Annotated in this window: 16 protein-coding genes; 7 read left to right on the plus strand and 9 right to left on the minus strand. The window is 71.4% G+C overall.

Annotated elements, in window-relative coordinates; genetic code table 11:
- Positions 1 to 879 precede the first annotated feature (879 nt).
- On the plus strand, positions 880 to 3171 hold the full coding sequence (gene purL / locus AB0K37_RS10375; RefSeq protein ID WP_363977911.1) for a phosphoribosylformylglycinamidine synthase subunit PurL: 2292 nt from the start codon (positions 880 to 882) through the stop codon (positions 3169 to 3171).
- A gap of 57 nt (positions 3172 to 3228) precedes the next feature.
- On the opposite strand, the gene AB0K37_RS10380 is transcribed toward purL, so the two are convergent.
- Positions 3229 to 3408, minus strand: coding sequence for a DUF1737 domain-containing protein (locus tag AB0K37_RS10380; protein WP_363977803.1), 180 nt, complete (start codon positions 3406 to 3408; stop codon positions 3229 to 3231).
- A 193-nt stretch (positions 3409 to 3601) separates the two neighbouring features.
- Between AB0K37_RS10380 and AB0K37_RS10385 the strand changes: the two genes are divergently transcribed.
- Complete coding sequence (locus AB0K37_RS10385; RefSeq protein WP_363977805.1) at positions 3602 to 3859, plus strand: hypothetical protein; 258 nt, start codon at positions 3602 to 3604, stop codon at positions 3857 to 3859.
- A 178-nt stretch (positions 3860 to 4037) separates the two neighbouring features.
- Entirely contained in the window at positions 4038 to 4397 is a 360-nt protein-coding gene (locus AB0K37_RS10390; RefSeq protein ID WP_363977808.1) for a hypothetical protein, read from the plus strand.
- A 545-nt stretch (positions 4398 to 4942) separates the two neighbouring features.
- On the opposite strand, the gene AB0K37_RS10395 is transcribed toward AB0K37_RS10390, so the two are convergent.
- From AB0K37_RS10395 to AB0K37_RS10425, 7 genes are all read right to left on the minus strand, one after another.
- Entirely contained in the window at positions 4943 to 5149 is a 207-nt protein-coding gene (locus AB0K37_RS10395) for a hypothetical protein (protein WP_363977811.1), read from the minus strand.
- Between the two features lie 108 nt (positions 5150 to 5257).
- Positions 5258 to 6352, minus strand: coding sequence for a hypothetical protein (locus tag AB0K37_RS10400; protein WP_363977814.1), 1095 nt, complete (start codon positions 6350 to 6352; stop codon positions 5258 to 5260).
- 501 nt (positions 6353 to 6853) lie between these two features.
- Positions 6854 to 7204 (minus strand): helix-turn-helix transcriptional regulator, encoded by a 351-nt coding sequence (locus tag AB0K37_RS10405; RefSeq protein WP_363977816.1) that lies wholly within the window; start codon positions 7202 to 7204, stop codon positions 6854 to 6856.
- Positions 7204 to 8304: a tyrosine-type recombinase/integrase gene (locus tag AB0K37_RS10410; RefSeq protein WP_363977819.1), complete on the minus strand. Its 1101-nt coding sequence runs from the start codon at positions 8302 to 8304 to the stop codon at positions 7204 to 7206. The genes AB0K37_RS10405 and AB0K37_RS10410 overlap by 1 nt, the downstream gene beginning before the upstream one ends.
- A 202-nt stretch (positions 8305 to 8506) precedes the next feature.
- Complete coding sequence (locus AB0K37_RS10415; RefSeq protein WP_363977822.1) at positions 8507 to 9475, minus strand: hypothetical protein; 969 nt, start codon at positions 9473 to 9475, stop codon at positions 8507 to 8509.
- Positions 9476 to 9624: 149 nt separating this feature from the next.
- Positions 9625 to 10788 carry a S8 family peptidase gene (locus tag AB0K37_RS10420; RefSeq protein ID WP_363977824.1) on the minus strand — a complete coding sequence of 388 codons (1164 nt, stop codon included), beginning with the start codon at positions 10786 to 10788 and terminating at the stop codon, positions 9625 to 9627.
- A gap of 136 nt (positions 10789 to 10924) precedes the next feature.
- Entirely contained in the window at positions 10925 to 12844 is a 1920-nt protein-coding gene (locus AB0K37_RS10425) for a serine/threonine-protein kinase (RefSeq protein WP_363977826.1), read from the minus strand.
- A 129-nt stretch (positions 12845 to 12973) separates the two neighbouring features.
- Between AB0K37_RS10425 and AB0K37_RS10430 the strand changes: the two genes are divergently transcribed.
- Both AB0K37_RS10430 and AB0K37_RS10435 read left to right on the plus strand, forming a co-directional pair.
- A complete protein-coding gene (locus AB0K37_RS10430; RefSeq protein ID WP_363977829.1) occupies positions 12974 to 13417 on the plus strand; it encodes a sterol carrier family protein in 444 nt (147 codons plus the stop codon).
- Positions 13418 to 13507: 90 nt separating this feature from the next.
- Complete coding sequence (locus AB0K37_RS10435; protein WP_363977832.1) at positions 13508 to 14146, plus strand: LamG domain-containing protein; 639 nt, start codon at positions 13508 to 13510, stop codon at positions 14144 to 14146.
- Between the two features lie 10 nt (positions 14147 to 14156).
- Here the strand turns inward: AB0K37_RS10435 and AB0K37_RS10440 are convergent, their stop codons facing one another.
- Complete coding sequence (locus tag AB0K37_RS10440; protein ID WP_363977834.1) at positions 14157 to 14522, minus strand: hypothetical protein; 366 nt, start codon at positions 14520 to 14522, stop codon at positions 14157 to 14159.
- A 126-nt stretch (positions 14523 to 14648) separates the two neighbouring features.
- On the opposite strand from AB0K37_RS10440, the gene purF reads away from it, so the two are divergent.
- Both purF and purM read left to right on the plus strand, forming a co-directional pair.
- Complete coding sequence (gene purF, locus AB0K37_RS10445; RefSeq protein ID WP_363977837.1) at positions 14649 to 16103, plus strand: amidophosphoribosyltransferase; 1455 nt, start codon at positions 14649 to 14651, stop codon at positions 16101 to 16103.
- Complete coding sequence (gene purM, locus AB0K37_RS10450; RefSeq protein ID WP_363977840.1) at positions 16100 to 17140, plus strand: phosphoribosylformylglycinamidine cyclo-ligase; 1041 nt, start codon at positions 16100 to 16102, stop codon at positions 17138 to 17140. The genes purF and purM overlap by 4 nt, the downstream gene beginning before the upstream one ends.
- Positions 17141 to 17300: the final 160 nt, after the last annotated feature.

The raw sequence follows: 17300 nt of genomic DNA on the forward strand, positions 1-17300 counted from the left end.
GAGGAGCAGCCCCCCGCCCTGCCCGGCTCCGACGACCCGGCCGCCGAACCGGCCCCCGGGCCCTTCACCGGGCCCATCCCGGTGCTGAACGACGAACCCGTCCCGGGCCCTGCGCCGTCCCAAGGCGTGCCTGACCAGGAGTTCGCGCGGGCCCTCGAAGAGGAGCGCTCCAGCGGCGACCCCACGTCCACCGTCGTGGACCCGTCGCTCACCGTTCCCGACCTGAGCGCCTTCGCCGCGCCGCCGCCCGCCCGCGGCACGGGCACCGGCCCGCAGCCCGTGGCCGGTTCCGGCACGGGCCCGCAGCCGGCGGTCGGCCACGGCACGGGCCCTCAGCCCGCCGTAGGCCAGGGCACCGGCCCTCAGCCCGCCGTGGGCACCGGTACGGGCCCGCAGCCCGCCGTCCGTCCGGGCACCGGCCCGCAGCCTCTCATCGACCTGAACACGGGCCCGCTGGCGCAGGGCCCCGGCACCGGCCCGCTTCCTCCGGTGGGCCCGGGCACGGGCCCTCAGCCCGCCGTGGGCACCGGTACGGGCCCGCAGCCCGCCGTCGGGCGCGGCACGGGCCCGCAGCCGACCGTGCGCCCGGCGACCGGCCCGCTGCCCGCCATCGGCCAGGGCACGGGTCCCCAGCCCCCGGTCGGCCTCGGCACGGGTCCCCTGCCCGCCGTCCGCCCGGGAACCGGCCCGCTGCCCAGGATCAGTCCGGGAACGGGTCCGCTGCCCGCGGTCGGTTCCGGAACGGGTCCGCAGCCCGCCGTCGGGCGCGGCACCGGCCCGCAGCCCGCCATCGGCTCCGGCACGGGGCCCCAGCCCGCCGTCGGGCGGGGGACGGGTCCGCTGCCCGCCATCGGGCGCGGCACCGGCCCCCAGCCCGCCATCGAGGCGTCCGCGCGCTACGACCAGGGCACGGACACGGTCGCCGTCGCCGCCGCGTCTCCCGAGCGTCCGCAGCCGTACGCCGAGCTGGGGATGAACGAGGAGGAGTACCAGCGCGTCCGCAACATCCTGGGACGCCGGCCCACCTCGGCCGAGCTGGCGATCTACTCCGTCATGTGGAGCGAGCACTGCTCCTACAAGAGCTCCAAGGTGCACCTGCGCCAGTTCGGCGACAAGGCCCCCAAGACCGACAAGCTCCTCGTCGGCATGGGGGAGAACGCCGGTGTCGTGGACATCGGCCAGGGCTGGGCGGTCACCTTCAAGGTGGAGTCGCACAACCACCCGTCCTACGTCGAGCCGTACCAGGGCGCCGCGACCGGCGTCGGCGGGATCGTCCGCGACATCATGTCGATGGGGGCGCGCCCCATCGCCGTCATGGACTCCCTGCGCTTCGGCCCGGCTGACGCCGCCGACACCCAGCGCGTCCTGCCCGGCGTCGTCGCCGGCGTGGGCGGTTACGGCAACTCCCTCGGCCTGCCCAACATCGGCGGCGAGACGGTCTTCGACGCCTGCTACGAGCAGAACCCGCTCGTGAACGCCCTGTGCGTCGGCGTGATGAAGCACGAGGACATCAAGCGCGCGGTGGCCCCCGGCCCCGGCAACCAGGTGATCCTGTTCGGCGCCCTGACCGGCCCGGACGGCATCGGCGGCGCGTCCGTCCTCGCCTCGGCCACCTTCGACGAGGAGTCGCACCAGAAGCGGCCGTCGGTCCAGGTGGGCGACCCGTTCATGGAGAAGCTGCTCATCGAGTGCTGCCTGGAGCTGTTCCGCGAGGACCTCGTGGTCGGCATCCAGGACCTCGGCGCCGCCGGCGTCTCGTGCGCCACGACGGAGCTGGCCGCGGCCGGCACCGGCGGCATGCACGTCGACCTCGACGCCGTCCCGCTCCGCGACGAGACGCTCCGCCCTGAGGAGATCCTCATGAGCGAATCGCAGGAGCGCATGATGGCGGTGGTGGAGCCCGCCAAGGTCGAGCGCTTCATGGAGATCTGCGCGCGCTGGGAGATCCCGGCCACCGTGATCGGGACGGTCACCGACACCCGCCGGCTGGTCATGACGTGGCGGGGCGAGACGATCGTCGACATCCCGCCGGTCACGGCCGCCGACGAGGGCCCCGTCTACAACCGTCCGCTGGCGCCCCCGCACGACCTCGGCGCCCTGCAGTCCGACACCCCGGGCCGGCTCACCCGCCCGTCCAACGGCGACGAGCTGCGCCGGACCGTCCTCTGGCTGGCCGGCTCCCCGAACCTCGCCGGCAAGACGTGGGTGACCTCCCAGTACGACCGGTACGTCCTGGGCAACACCGTCATGGCGATGCCCGAGAACGCCGGCGTCGTCCGCATCGACGACGAGTCGGGCCTCGGCATCGCGCTGTCCCTGGACGGCAACGGCCGCTACACCCGGCTCGACCCGTACGCGGGCGCGCAGCTCGCGCTGTCCGAGGCGTTCCGCAACGTCGCCGCGACCGGCGCGCGGCCCCTGGCCGTCACCAACTGCCTGAACTTCGGCTCCCCTGAGGACCCGGGCGTCATGTGGCAGTTCGCGCAGGCGGTCACGGGTCTGGCGGACGGCTGCCAGTACCTCGGCATCCCGGTGACGGGCGGCAACGTCAGCTTCTACAACCAGACGGGCTCCACCCCGATCAACCCGACCCCGGTCATCGGCGTCCTCGGCGTCCACGACGACGTGCGCCGCCGGGTGAACATGTCGCTGGCCACCGACGGCGCCACGATCGCCCTCCTCGGCGAGACCCGCGAGGAGTTCGGCGGCTCGGAATGGGCGCACGTCGTCTACGGGCACCTGGGCGGCCTGCCGCCGCTGGTCGACCTGAAGGCCGAGGCGGCCCTGGCGTCCGTCATGGTCGCGGCCGTCCGGGACGGCCTGGTCAACGCCGTGCACGACCTCTCCGACGGCGGCCTCTCGCAGACGCTGGTGGAGTCGTGCCTGCGCGGCGGCCTCGGCGCCCGCATCACCCTGCACGGCGACCCGTTCGTCGCGCTGTTCAGCGAGTCGGTGGCCCGCGCCATGGTCGTCGTCCGCCCGGGCGCCGAGTCGCGTCTCGCGGCCCTGTGCGAGTCGGCGGGCGTCCCGGTCAGCCAGATCGGCGTGGCGGGCGGCGACGCCCTGCACGTGACGGGCCGCGGCCCCGAAGGCGACCAGGAGCTGTTCAGCATCGGCCTCTCCGAACTCCGCGAGGCCCACGAACGCATGCTCCCCACCTACGCCGACTGACCCGAGCACCGAAGGGCGCCCCCGAACCGGGGGCGCCCTTCGCATGTCACCCGCCCGCTATTCCGGGCGCCGAGTGAGCGCCTGAGCGACGATGACGCGATCCCCGTTGAACGTCACCGACGGCGACCCGTGCAGCTCATACCCCAGGTCGAGGGCCTCGCTGACCCGCCAGCAGAACGTCTCATCATCAGGCCCGGTCAAAACCCGATACCGCGGAAGCTCCCGCTTTTCACCCATCCCCCGACCCTAGAAGACCGAGCCCAGGCGGCCCCACCCAGCCCGAACGAATCGGTCCGTTCTCCCCACCCAACGGCGTTCCGCGCTTGCCCAAAGCAGGTCCGGCTGGACTGTCATCCCCGAAAACGCCAAAAAACCAAATCGGTGATGCGGCCTCGCGGTCGCACCACCCCTCACGTGTCGGGAGAACCTGATGCACACCCTGCGCAAAACGCTGGCCCACTGGCTCTTCGCGCTGGCCTGCCTGATCAGCCCCAGCCGCACGATCCTCGTCACCGTCCGTGCCAAGACCGCGGCCGGGATCGAGGAGGTCGCTCTGGCGAAGGCCAAGGCCTGCTTCGGCGAGGACGGCAAGTACACGATCGTTCCCGGGTACATCGTCCGTCCGGACGTGTTCATGAACCAGTTCACCGGGGACTACGCGGCCACGGTGACCGTCCGAGAAGGCTGATCCACCCACTTCGGGCCGGCGCTCTTCCCGCGCCGACCTTCCAAGCAGCGGCCCTCCCTCACCGGAGGGCCGTACGCTTCTCCGCTCCCATGGGACGCTGGCGTACTCGCCAGGTAGGCGGCCAGGTCGAAGGCCAGTGTGCCGCCGTTGCCCAGCGTCCGGCTATAGCGTCTGTCATGTGGAGACGCCTGAGCTTGCGGAACTGATCTCGCTCTTCGAGGACGAACCGACCTCGGCGGACGAGGACCTGACCTGGCCTGTCGGGCTTCAGTCCTTTCGTCTGCGGCGGGGTTCTCGCGAAGTGCTCTTCTCGCTCGACCCCATGTCGGGCGAGGCGTATCTGACGATGTTCGAAGGTGGGGAAGAGGCCATTTCTCTTGGCAGGCTCCGCAAGTTGGAGGCCCTCACAGTTGAGAAGCGGGACGAGTATGAGGGCCTGGTCCTCCGATTCAACAGTGAGGAGTTCGATCCGTTGTACCTTCAGACGCGTCCCGTCATTCGTCTCTCATGGAACGTTATGGCGCTCGGAGTCTGGTGACCCGCGCCTCGCGCACCGAAGCCCCAGGCTCCGACCCTCAACCTATGGCGACGTCAGCCGATTGGCCGGGGGAGGGCGGGGTCACGGGATTCTGCCTACTCCGAGACGTATCCGGGAGTGGGTCCATACCCACCCTCCCTGAGCCGCGGGCTCAGACCGGTCTCCAGCAAAGGCAGCGTACTGAAACGCTACGACGATTCGTATGAGCGGCCATTTTGGAGTGAAGACGAGCAGCTGCCCTGATGTGCCCTCTCGGGAGATTCCGGTAGCCGCGGGTCTGGTCAGAGCCGGGTGCGGCAGTGGCGGAGGGTCTTATTCAAGGTGTGTGAATTCTAGGTTGGTGGGTTGGCCCGCGAGGAGGCTGAGTGCAGACGTGTGACGAGGGCTAGGGGCGCCGCCCCTCGTGTGAGTTCTCCGCCGGTCATCCGCCTTCCGGCCGGCGGGGTGCGCGGGAGGCTCGCCGGGTCACCGTGCAGGCGGCTCGATGGCGGAAAGAGGGGGCCCGGCCTGCGCCGGGTCCCCTCAGTGTTTGGCGGCGGTTTGGATCAGCTGCCGTCGATGTGCAGGTCACCACCGGCCATGATGGTCCGGCTGCCCTTGCCGGCGCGGACTTCCTGAACCAGCCCGTTGGGGCCGCGCTTCTGGCGGACGACCCGGGCCTTGCCCGTGACGACGATGACGCCGCCCTCGTCCTGAGCGGTGGTGATGGTCTTGCTCCCGAAGAAGCGGTTGAACAGCCTCTTGATGCCCATGGTCAAGCTCCCTGTTTGTCGTGGGGCCTCATGCCGTAGTCGACTGTCCGGGTTGCCCTGGTCGCCGCAACACCACCGGTCGAAGGTCGGTTCCGGGCGGCGGGCAGGTCATCGGCCGCGGGTGGGGGAGGGCGGGGTGTAGCGGGCCCACTTGCCGCCGGCGATCGAGGCCCAACGGTCGGTGGTGTCTGGGTGAAGGCCGAGGAGCTTGCCGATCACGGGCGGTGGGAGCTGGCGGGCGTATTCGAGCAGGGCGCTGTTGCGGTCGGGGCGGGGGTCGACGCCTATCGCGGTGAGGCGGCGGGCCAGGCTCCTGTGGTGAAGGGGTCTGTCTGGCTTCTTGCCGGGAAACAGCCATGGGACTTGGTGGAGTTGGCCGGCGATGCCGCTGGGCGGCCGGAGGGGAAGCTGGGTGATCAGGTGATCTAGTGGCGGGAGTAGGTCGAGGTCGGTCTGACCGAGGCGCAGGTGGGTCCGCCCGTCCGGAGTGTGGAGCAGGTGCTTGCGGGTGAGGGTGACGATCCGGGTGACGGGCTGGGCGTAGAGCAGTACCAGGCATGCGGCGACGCGATCGGCGGTGTCGAGGGTGTCGTCGGTGAGCATGCGGCGGGCCAGGTCCCAGCGGGCGTCGGCGGGGGTGAACTGGCTCGGCTCGTTGCGGGCTGGAGTGGGGATGGTGAGCGGCGGTAGGTGGCGGTGGCGGATGGCCCAGGTCAGGAACGGGCGGGTGGATGCGCCCTGGCGGGGTTTGGTCAGGCAGGCGTCGATGTCGGCTTGGCGGCAGGACGTGAGGTCGCGGCCCTGGCTGCGCAGGTGAGCCAGGAAGCGGGCTGCGGCGGTGAGTTCGCCTCTGACCCGATAGGCGGCGTTGGCAGGCAGGTCGGCCCCGGCCAGGCGCTTGCGGAGTCGGCGCAGCAGGTGGGTGTTGGCGAACAGCCTCAGCAGGAGTTGGTCGTCGGGGTGGGCGCCGCGGGCGGTCTTGGCGGCGAAGTGCTCCAGGCGGACCAGGTGCTCGTCGCGGGCGGGCAGTGCTCCGGCGGAGACCAGCAGTGCGCGAAGGTGCTGGACTGAGCGGTTGTCGCCGTGCTCGTCGAGCGTGGCGTGAGACAAAGACGCCTGCCCGGAGGCGATGCGGGCCAGAAGGTCACTGGCCCGGTTGCGCCCGAGGTTGCTCAGGGTCGCTTCGGGTTTGTCGGTGGCCACGATTGCTTCTCGTAGCGGTTTCAACCCGGCACCCGCCCGCAGTGGCCGCATCGACGGCGAGGCAGCTCGTAACAGCGCGAGCAAAGTGTTTGGCTGCTGCCTGAGCGGCCGCCAGCGCGAACGGCGGGAGTAGTGAGTTCTCCGCAGGATTCGCAGTGAACCTTCGGGGCCCGGGCGCGTGTGTAGCAGGTGACACAGAGGGACTCGCCGTCCGCGGTGCGGGCGTTGATCACTCGGATGTTGCCGCAACCGTCACAGCGGCGGCGCGGCCGCACCGCCCGGTAGCAGCGCCGGCAGAGTGACTGATCGCTGCCCGAGCGGCCGCCCGCCTTGACCGCCGGAGGCGCCAGCTCCCCACAGCCGTCACAGACCACCCTCGGGGCGTGATCGCGGTAGCAGGCGCCGCAAAGCGGTGCGCCATCGGCCCGGGGACCGGTGACCTGCCGGACACGGCCGCACTCAGCGCAGGCCGCCAAGCGTCTACTCACGAGAACTCCCTGGTCACGGCCCGTCTGGCAGGATCCGGGCCCGGCGCGGTCGGCGAATCTCAGGGCTCCCGCCCGAGCCTGCGCCTGGGGCCAGTCCGAGCTCGGCGTCCGCAGACTTGCGGCGGGATCGCTCGACCGCATAAGGCTCGAACAGCTCGCCCGGCTCGGCATCCAGAATGTCGCAGAGCGCTGCGAGGACTTGCAGGTTCAGCCGCTCGGGGGTGCCGGTGACGAGCCGATGCACCTGCGAGGCCGACAGTTCGATGCCGCGATCGGCTAGGTGCGGCGCCAGGTCGGTGGTGTTGAACATGCCGCGCCGGGCCATCAATTCACGTAGATGCCACTTGTAGCCGACCATCCGCATCAGTGCTCTCCTTCCAACCCGGCATCGAGCAGGCCCCGAAGCGACTGGTTCATGAAGTCCGACCCAGCGTGGGTGTAGAGCGAGGTCGTTGAACCCCAGGCGTGACCCACTTGCCGCTGCACAAAGTGCGGATCGGCGCCGTCCTCGATCAGGTGGGTGATGTATGAGTGCCGCAGGCAGTGCGGATGCAGCGCCTCCTCCAGACCTAGCTCATCGCGGTAAGCGGCGAACCGTCGGGTGATGTGGCGGCCGCTGATCCTGGCGCCGCGCTCAGTCGGCCAGAGCAACTGCCGTTTGCCGACGCCGAACTGCGGGCGGACTTCCTCGACGTACTCCGCCAACGCTTCGGCGGCCCAGTCCCAGACCGTCAGCACGGTTCGCCGCCGCGGCGGCGAACCCTTGGTCGCCTTGCCGTAACGGACGTAACAGGCTCCGTAGCGGCCGAACTCTGGCGCCTTGGGGTTGCGAGAGAAGTCCACTAAGTCCAGTTTGGCGACCTCCCGCCGCCGCAGCCCCCACCCGTAGACGACCTTGAACAGAGTCGCGTCCCGGAACGCCGGAAGCCAGCCCTTGCGGCCCGCCACGCGAGCCCGCAGCACCTGCTCGTCGGCGAAGTCGAAGAACTCCTGCAGCTCTGCCCGGGTCAGCGCCCGTACCTCCGGGCGGCCCTCATAGGGCGAGGTATGGGCTGGCATGTTGCCCTCGTGGCAGATCTGCACCGGGTGGGTCCCGAACTGCTCCTGGCACTGCTCAACCCATCCGTAGCGCGCGTCGGTGAGAAAGTCGCAGAACATCGCGATCTGGTTCAGGTAGGTGCGGACCGTCGAGTGCCGCAACGGCCCGGGCGCCGAGAGCAAATCCGTCGCCCAATCCTCGACGTCGCCCGGCAGCCACTCCCACGGGAACGTGCCGGTGAACGCCGTGAACCGCCGCACCAGATCCACTCGTGACTTGATCGTCGAGGCCGCGAGCAGTCTGCTGCGCTGCTGACGTTCCCAGCCCACCAGCATCGCATCGAACACTGCATCGGCCGGATGCAGCGGCACTACGCCGTCCGCAAGGACCAGATGGGCAGCGCCCTCGATGGGGACCCGTCTCACCCACAACACCCCCTCGCATCTAACGCGAGATGGCCGCATCCAATGCGAGAGCCATGGGTTCAAATCCAAGAAATACCACGTCACAGGACAGGGGACAGTCGCCATCCCGCCTTGGAGCGAGGTGTGAGAAGCGGACTCCCGGCCAGGCCAAACGCCTTCTTCAACGGTGCGAATAGCGCATCAGATGCTATTCGTCCCCTTATTAGAAGACCGAGATGTGGACGTGGTCGTAGTGGTTGGCGGTTACGCCGCCTCGGTTCTCCATGGCGCGCCAGCCGGGGCTGCGGAGGTCGTAGATGCGTTGGCGCCAGATGATGTACTTGATGCCCAGGGCGCTCGCGTGGGCGATGGCGTAGGCGGCGGTGCGGTCGCCCAGGGACTGGGCGCTGCCGGAGGCCATGACGCCGCCCGTGGTCACCATGAAGTCGCAGGCGTGGCCGGTGCCGTGGTCCTGCGGGTCGCCGGTCTGCCGGACGCAGCCGATCGTGGGGAAGGGGCCCATCTCCAGGTCGAGGGTGTTCTTCACCTTGAGCATGCGCGGGGTGACGCCGCCCATGCCGACGCTCGGGGACTCGGGCTTGTACTTCTTGACCAGGGACTGGATCTGCGACTTCCGCCGCTTCAGGTCCTTGATCTCCTTGTTCAGCTCCGTCATCTTCTGCTGGGCCGCCTTGCGGGCCGCGAGCTGGTCGTTGACGAGCTTCTGGATCTGGGCGACCTTGCCCGCCTTGTTCTGGGCGAGATGGCTGACCAGGGTGGCGTTGCTGAGCAGGTCGGAGGGGTCCGCGTCGGCCAGGAAGGTGACGGTGGGATCCTCGCCGTTCGTCATGTACTGGGACGCGGCGAGCTGGGCGACGACGCCGCGGGCCTCCTGGAGGTCGCGCTGCAGATCGTTGGACTTGTCCAGCGCCTTCTTCGCGGCGTACTCGGCGTCCTTCAGCTTGGCGAGGTCGCCGCCGTACTCCTTGTCGAGCTGCTCGATCTGGCGGTTCAGCTTCGCGAACTTGCCGCTGTCGCCCGGGTCCAGGGGCAGGGACGCCGGCGCGGCCGCGGACGGTGTGGCGGAGGCGACCAGGGGCACCGCGGCGGCGAGGGCCACGAGAGCCGCGGCGGCGCGTCGCCGGCCACGGCGGCGGTCTGCGTGCCGACGGGTGGAGGCGGGGGTCTCCACGTGTTCTCCTCTCGTCATGGCCGAAGGTCAATGAACGTTAAAGAGCCGTCTGCCTCGCCAAGGGTAAACCCCTGCGGTGGTGGGACGAGGCTAAGGCGCGAGATGCCCGGCTCCCTTGCTGGGAGCCGGGCCATCCTACGTGACGGGACTCACAACTTGCCCTTCCACAGGAGCCTGTTGGGCTGCGAACGCAGTCCCTTGAGGGTGTGGGTGGAGTTGTCGTTCAGCACCTTCTGAACCGTCGGGAAGGTGGCCTTCGGGTGGGTGGACAGGTAGAGGGCGGCGACACCGCTGACGTAGGGGGCGGCCATGGAGGTGCCGCTGAGCGCCTTGCTGCGGTTGCCGGGCCAGGTCGAGTAGATGCCGTAGCCGGGGGCGTTGATGTCGACGCACTTGCCCCAGTTGGAGAACGAGGCGCGCGTGTCGCTCTTGGTGGTCGCGCCGACCGCCATGACCCAGCCCGCGCCGGCCGGCGAGACCTTGCACGCGTCGGCGTTCTCGTTGCCGGCGGAGACGGAGGTGAACACCCCGGACTTGGACAGGTTCGTCACGGCGGTGTTCACCGCGGTGGACTTGGGTCCGCCGAGGGACATGTTCGCCACGGCCGGCTTGACGGCGTGGGTGCGCAGCCAGTTGGCGGCGTCGACGATGTCCGACATCGAGCCCTCGCCGTTGCAGTCGAGGACGCGGACGGCCCGCAGCTTCACGGACTTGGCGGCGCCGTAGGTCTTGGAGCCGATGATGCCCGCGACGTGGGTGCCGTGGCCGTTGCAGTCACGTCCGTCGCCGTTGAACCTGCTCGCCGCCCAGGCGATCGAGGCGCGGCCGCCGAACTCCGCGTGCTTGACATCCAGGCCGGTGTCGATGACGTAGGCGTTCACGCCCTTGCCGGACGACTTGTAGGTGTAGGTCTTGGACAGCTTCGCCGACCGCTGGTCGATGCGGTCGAGCCCCCAGGGCAGCGGTGCGCGCTGCGTCGTGGTGGCCTTGACGATCTGGTCCTGCTCGATCGCGGCGACGCGGTCGTCGCGGCGCAGCTTGTTCAGCTGGTCGCCGTTCAGCCGCGCGGCGAATCCGTTGAGGACGCCGTCGAAGCGCCGGACGCCCGTCGCCTTGACGTTCTTGGCGGCGGCGTCGGTGGACGCTCCGGACTTCAGGGTGACGATGTACCGGCCGGGCACCGGGGTGCCTTCCGCCGCCGTCACCTTCACCAGGGACGACGCGTCGTCGGCGAGCACCGGGAACGCCGCGGCGGCGCCGAGGCACGCCGCGACCGAGCCGACGAGCAGCAGCCTTCGGTGGACAGCCCGCAAGACCCCTCCTTCTGCCGGGGAGCGCGCGGAGGCGGTCCCGCCCATGATCGATGTTTCGATCGAGGGGAAACCCTAGCGGAACTGTCCTGATATGAGTCGACAAATTGGACGTATTGCCAAAGGTGGCAGAAGGAGGTCAGGCCCGGCTGAGCCGTCCGCCGTAGCCGAGGTTCGTTCCCGGCTTCGTCCACGTGTACTGGAGCGTCCCGTCAGGCTGCCGGGTGACCTGGACGACCCCGGACGTGCACGGCTTGCCGATGTCCAGGGTCATCCTCAGCGCGCTTTCGGTGCCCCGGGCGAGCCGGAGGGTGCCGTTGCAGTTCTCCCGCGGATACAGGGCGCGCCCCGTCGTCCCGCCGGTCTCGAAGGTGATCTGCACCGGGAAGGACGCGTTGCGGCCCGTGTTGACCACCGTCCCCTTCCACGTCCCCGCGAACGAGGCCGGGATCGTGGTCACCGGGCGGTTGTCGGACGTGTTGGTGCTGTCGGGCGGCGACCCGTCGTCGTCGGCCTTCAACTGGGGCCACAGCACCAGGGCGATGATGGCGATGCCGACGCTGACGCCGATGGCCAGAGACAGCGCCAGGCCGAGGACGTGGTTGCCGGGGCGCCGCATTTTCGCGAGTGCCGCGAAGGGCGAGGGGCGGGTCGGGGAGCGGTGTCCGCCGCCGCCCTCGCGGCCATGGCCCAGCCCCGGGACGAGGGGGTTCGGCGCGGTGGGGTCCGGCGGGGCGGGCGGGTCGACGGCGTCGAACACGGCCGTCCGGTCGGCGCCGATGGCGTCGAACCTCGCGGTCTGCTCGGCCTGCTCGCCACCGCCCGTGCGGGCGTGCTGCTCGGGCCGGTTCAGGCCGACCGCGTTGAAGGCCGTGGTCGCCTCGAACGCGGAGGGGTCCAGTTCGGCGGCGGGCGGTTCGGGCTGCCGCTCGGGCTCCGGGCGCGCGCGGCGGGAGCGTGCGAGCTTCCCGAGCAGCGGCACAGACGGCGATGCGGACTCCACCGGCGGCGGGCCCGGCTGCGGGCCCGGTGGCGGCCCTAGAGGCGGGGCGGGCGGCGGGGCCGGCGGCGTGGCAGGGCCCGGGGTGAACCCGGCCGGGGGCGCCGCTCCCATGGGGCTGCCCGGGGCGTTCACGGTCGGACGCGGCGGCGGCGTGACCCGGGGAAGGGTATGGCGGACCATCACGCCCGTCGCGAGGGCGCGGCCCTCCTCGATCATCGAGGCCGGCAGGCGCTCGACGAGCTCGCTGCCCGCGCCCAGCAGCTGTTCGAGGATCGTCCTGGCCATCGGACGCTCTGCCGGGTCCTTGGCCAGGGCGGCCGTCACCACCTCGCGCAGGGAGTCGGGCACCGCCGACAGGTCGGCCTCGTCGTAGACGATCCGCTGCATCACCTCGGACGGCGAGCCCTCGCCGAACGGCGGCCGGCCCGCGGCGGCGAACAGCACGGTCGACGCCCACGCGAACACGTCGGCGGCGGGGCCGATGCCCATGCCGCTGAGCTGCTCGGGGGACTTGTAGGCCGGGTCCTCGGTCATGTGACCGCGGAACGCCACGTTCACGGCCTCCATGGCGTGGGCGATGGCGAAGTCGCTCATCCGGGGGCCGTCGCGGCCGAGGAGGACGTTCCCGGGTTTCAGATCATGGTGGACGGCGCCCGCGCGGTGGACGGCGGCCAGGGCGGTCGCCATGCCGACCGCCACGCGCTCGACGACGGCGAAGCCGCGCACGCCCTCCTCGTCCACGAGCTGCTGGAGGGACGGCCCGTCCACCCACTCGCTCACCACGTAGGGGCGGTCGCCCTCCACGTCGGCGTGCAGGATCGCCGCCGTGCAGAAGCCGGAGACCTTGCGGGCCGGGGCGAACGCGTCGGCGAACCGCGAGCGCGCGACCGGCTCGCCGCTCAGCCGCACGTGCAGGACCTTCACGGCGACGGGGCGTCCGGAGGGATCCCTGCCGAGGAAGACGGCGCCCTGCTCGCCGACGCCGAGCCGTCCCGTGATCTCGAACGAGCCGAGCCGTCTCGGGTCGCCCGGCTGCAGGGGCAGCGCCTCGGGCATCTGACGAACCTCCGTCTCCTCCGGGGACGGCGTCCCCGGCCTCCCCGTTCCCTGCACCCCCATGCCTGGCACGGGGGTCCTTTCTACCGCCTGCGCGGTACCGAGGCCGACCCGGTAGCGTCATGCGCGATGCCGCGAACACCGCTTTCCTCCACCGTCCTGAACGAGCAGCGCGCCGCGCTCGGGCTGGCGCCCTACACCGGCCCGGACGAGCCCGCCGCGCTGCGCCGCGCGGCTCTGGACACGGTCCTCGCCGGCGTCGACGCGGGCGGCGCCGAACCGAGCCGTCCGGTGGTCAGGGGAGCGGTGCGGTACCTGCTCGACCGGCTGGCCGAGCTGGCCCCCGGCCGTTCGGTGGAGGTCCGCGTCCCCCCGCACGCCGCCGTTCAGTGCATCGACGGCCCGCACCATACCCGGGGTACGCCACCGAATGTGGTGGAGATGGACGCCGCCACCTGGATCGCGCTGGCCACCGGCCGTCTCACCTGGCAGGACGCGACCGCGAACGGACGGGTGCGGGCGAGCGGCCCGCGCGCCGACCTGACGCAGCACCTCCCGCTGCCCCTCGGCTGACGGTGCCCCGCGACCGGCGGTGCCTCTCGACTCGGCGGGAAGGCGCGCATAGCGTGCGCGGGTGACGCGCGCCTTACCGGAGGTGATCCCGTGCTGATCGCGCACTGGACGTTCGACGCCGGCACCGTGGACGGCCGCCGGGCCGCCGACACCGCCGGAGCCGCCCCCGCCGCCGAGCTGGCGGGCGGCGCCCGGATCGTCCCGGGACGGGACGGGGAGGCGCTGTCGCTCGGCGAGCACGACCGCGCCGTGATCCCCGGGGCGCCGCAGCTCGTCCTCAGCCAGATCTTCGGGTTCAGCCTGGCCTTCTTCGTCCGGGTCGACGAGGGGCCCACCGGCGAGTGGCGCAGCATCCTCTACAAGCCGGTCGCCGATGACGACGCGCGCGGCCTCGGCCTCTGGCTGTACCCGGACGCGATGAGGCTGCGCGTCCAGCTGTTCACCGTCAAGGGCCCCGGCTACGTCGACAGCCGGGCCCGGCTGACCGTGGGCGAATGGGCCCACATCGCCTTCGTCGTGGACACCCGGGGCATGGTCCTCCACATCGACGGCGAGCAGGACTCCGCCGTCGCGCTGGAACACCCCGTCGTCACCCCGGCCGGGCCCGTCTACCTGGGCAGGGAGCCCGCCAAGCCCGGCTTCGGCGGCCTCATCGACGACCTGCGCGTGTACGCCTCGGCGCTCGGGCACGAGGCGGTCGGCGCCCTGGCGGACCAGCCAGACGGTTAGACGGGGACCACTAGGGGCCGGCGTGAGCGAACGGGAACTCGCGTTCGATGCAGTGCCGCCGCGACAGGTCGTCCGGATACCGGGCCGCGTCCCCGCACTGGGCCGCTTTGCTCAGCAGCCAGAACAGCGTCCCGGATCCGATCAGGAGGGCGACCGCGGAGCAGACCACCCCGACGAGGGCGGGGCGCCGGTCGGGGTCGCGGCGCACGAGGGACACCGTCCCGAGGGCGAGGCCGGCGATCGCCGGGATCATCCCCGCGAAGCACGCCGCGAGCCCGGCCAGGCCGACGATTCCGAGGACCTGCGAGGCCCGTGCCAGGGTGCTCCGCCTCGCCGGGGCGGGGGGCGAGTGGGTCCGATACCCGGGCATGGTCATGCGTTCCTCCACGTGTCGTCCCCAGATTCCCCCGCACCACGAGATCCCCGTGGTTCCGGGGAGTAAAGGTCGGTTAAGAGATGCCACCGATCGGAGCAGGTGAACCGGGCATCTAGACTGGCGAACGTGCCTCTCCGTGACGGACGTCTGAGCCACGACATCGATCCCTCCGACCGTGCTCCGCAGGACGCCTGCGGCGTCTTCGGCGTCTGGGTCCCCGCCGAGCAGGCGGCCCGGGCCGAAGTGAGCAAGCTCACGTATTACGGGCTGTACGCGCTCCAGCACCGCGGGCAGGAGTCGGCGGGCATCGCTGTCAGCGACGGCTCGCGCATCGTCGTCTTCAAGGACATGGGCCTCGTCGCCCAGGTCTTCGACGAGTCGGTGCTGAACACCCTGCGCGGCCACATCGCCGTCGGCCACTGCCGCTATTCCACGACCGGCTCGCCCACGTGGGAGAACGCGCAGCCCACGTTCCGGTCCACCGACGACGGCGGGCTGGCGCTCGTCCACAACGGCAACCTCATCAACACGCCGGAGCTGGCGGCGCGGCTCGCCCCCGGTGAGCTGACCGCCACCACCGACACCGAGGTCCTGACCGCCCTGCTCGCCGCGCGCGGCGAGGGCGGCCCGCTGGAGGCGGCGCGGGAGATCCTTCCGGCGACCCGCGGCGCGTTCTCCCTGGTCTTCATGGACGAGGGGACCCTCTACGCGGCCCGCGACCCCGAGGGCATCCGGCCGCTCGTGCTCGGCGCCCTGGAGGACCGGGGCTGGGTCGTCGCCTCGGAGACGGCCGCCCTCGACATCGTCGGCGCCCGGTTCGTCCGGGAGATCGAGCCGGGCGAGCTGATCGCGTGCGACGGCGAGGGCGTGCGGTCCGAGCGGTTCGCCGAGGCGCGCCCGAAGGGCTGCCTGTTCGAGTACGTGTACCTGGCGCGGCCCGACACGACGATCGCCGGGCGCAGCGTCCAGGCGACCCGCGTCGAGGTCGGGCGGCGGCTGGCCCGCGAGCATCCCGTCGAGGCCGACATGGTCATCCCGACGCCCGAGTCGGGCACGCCGGCCGCGATCGGCTACGCCGAGGCGTCCGGCATCCCCTACGGCCAGGGCCTGGTGAAGAACTCCTACGTCGGCCGGACGTTCATCCAGCCGTCCCAGACGATCCGCCAGCTCGGCATCCGCCTGAAGCTGAACCCGCTGCGGGAGGCGATCGAGGGCAAGCGCCTGGTCGTGGTGGACGACTCGATCGTGCGCGGCAACACCCAGCGTGCGATCGTGTCGATGCTGCGCGACGCGGGCGCCGCCGAGGTGCACGTGCGGATCTCCAGCCCGCCCGTCTCCTGGCCGTGCTTCTACGGCATCGACTTCGCGACCCGGGCCGAGCTGATCGCCGGGAACCTGTCGGTGGAGGAGATCCGCGACTCCATCGGCGCCGACTCGCTCGGCTACATCTCCCTGGACGAGCTGATCTCCGCCTCGCACATCGCCAAGGACAACCTGTGCCGGGCGTGCTTCGACGGCCAGTACCCCATCCCGGTGGAGCAGGACGCCCGCGGCAAGCACCTGCTGGAGGCCACCCGATGACGGACCGCCCGACGACCTCCTACGAGGCCGCAGGCGTCGACATCGCGGCGGGCGAGCGCGCCGTCGAGCTGATGAAGTCCCGGGTGGCCCGTTCGCGGCGGCCCGAGGTCGTCGACGACGTCAGCGGGTTCGCGGGTCTCTTCGACGCCTCGGCACTGCTGCGCTACAGGAGGCCCCTGCTCGCGACGTCCACGGACGGCGTCGGCACCAAGGTCGACCTGGCGCGGCGTCTCGGCGTCTACGACACGATCGGGCACGACCTGGTCGGCATGGTCATCGACGACCTCGCGGTGTGCGGCGCCGAGCCGCTGTTCATGACCGACTACATCGCCTGCGGCAAGGTCGTCCCGGAGCGCATCGCCGACATCGTCGGCGGGATCGCCGACGCGTGCGCCCTGGCCGGCTGCGCCCTCGTGGGCGGTGAGACCGCCGAGCACCCCGGCCTGCTGGGGGCCGACGAGTTCGACGTGGCGGGCGCCGGCACGGGCGTCGTCGAGGCCGACCGGATCCTCGGGCCGGAACGCGTGCGGGCGGGCGACGTCGTCCTCGCCATGGCGTCGTCCGGCATCCACTCGAACGGGTACTCGCTCGTCCGGCACCTCCTGGCGACGACGGACCTGACGCTGGAGACGCGGACGGCCGACCTCGACCGTCCGCTCGGCGAGGAACTCCTCACCCCGACGCGCATCTACGCCAAGGACTGCCTGGCCCTGGCCGAGACCGGCGGGGTCCGGGCGTTCGCGCACATCACGGGCGGCGGGCTGGCGGCGAACCTGGCGCGGTCGCTTCCGCCGGGGGTCGACGCCGTGCTGGACCGCTCGTCCTGGGAGGTCCCCGCCGTGTTCCGCCTGCTCCAGGCGCACGGCGACGTGCCGCAGGCCGAGATGGACAAGACGTTCAACCTCGGAGTCGGCATGGCCGCGATCGTGGCCCCGGACCGCGCCGACGAGGCGCTGCGCCTGCTGGCCTCCCGCGGCGTCCCGTCCTGGGCCCTCGGCGAGATCACCGAAGGCGCCGGCGCCGCGACGCTTCGCTGAGCGGCCGCCCCCGGCCCGCCCTGCCCGACCTCGCGGGCGGGGCTGAACGGGACGCTGACGGCCTCCCAGACCTGTCAGGTCATCGGGGGGCATGCCGGACACCGGACGCGGCCCGTGGGGTAGCTCAGCGTGAACGCAGGCCCCCGGGCGCGTGCCGACC

This window comes from Actinomadura sp. NPDC049753, from assembly GCF_040674655.1.
GTDB lineage: Bacteria > Actinomycetota > Actinomycetes > Streptosporangiales > Streptosporangiaceae > Spirillospora > Spirillospora verrucosospora.

Excerpts from the sequence above, each read along its gene's own strand:
- AB0K37_RS10380 (WP_363977803.1), bottom strand. The coding sequence starts at position 3,408 with ATGGGTGAAAAGCGGGAGCTTCCGCGGTATCGGGTTTTGACCGGGCCT.
- AB0K37_RS10385 (WP_363977805.1), top strand. The coding sequence starts at position 3,602 with ATGCACACCCTGCGCAAAACGCTGGCCCACTGGCTCTTCGCGCTGGCC.
- AB0K37_RS10395 (WP_363977811.1), bottom strand. The coding sequence starts at position 5,149 with ATGGGCATCAAGAGGCTGTTCAACCGCTTCTTCGGGAGCAAGACCATC.
- AB0K37_RS10405 (WP_363977816.1), bottom strand. The coding sequence starts at position 7,204 with ATGCGGATGGTCGGCTACAAGTGGCATCTACGTGAATTGATGGCCCGG.
- AB0K37_RS10425 (WP_363977826.1), bottom strand. The coding sequence starts at position 12,844 with ATGCCCGAGGCGCTGCCCCTGCAGCCGGGCGACCCGAGACGGCTCGGC.
- AB0K37_RS10430 (WP_363977829.1), top strand. The coding sequence starts at position 12,974 with ATGCCGCGAACACCGCTTTCCTCCACCGTCCTGAACGAGCAGCGCGCC.
- AB0K37_RS10440 (WP_363977834.1), bottom strand. The coding sequence starts at position 14,522 with ATGACCATGCCCGGGTATCGGACCCACTCGCCCCCCGCCCCGGCGAGG.
- purM (WP_363977840.1), top strand. The coding sequence starts at position 16,100 with ATGACGGACCGCCCGACGACCTCCTACGAGGCCGCAGGCGTCGACATC.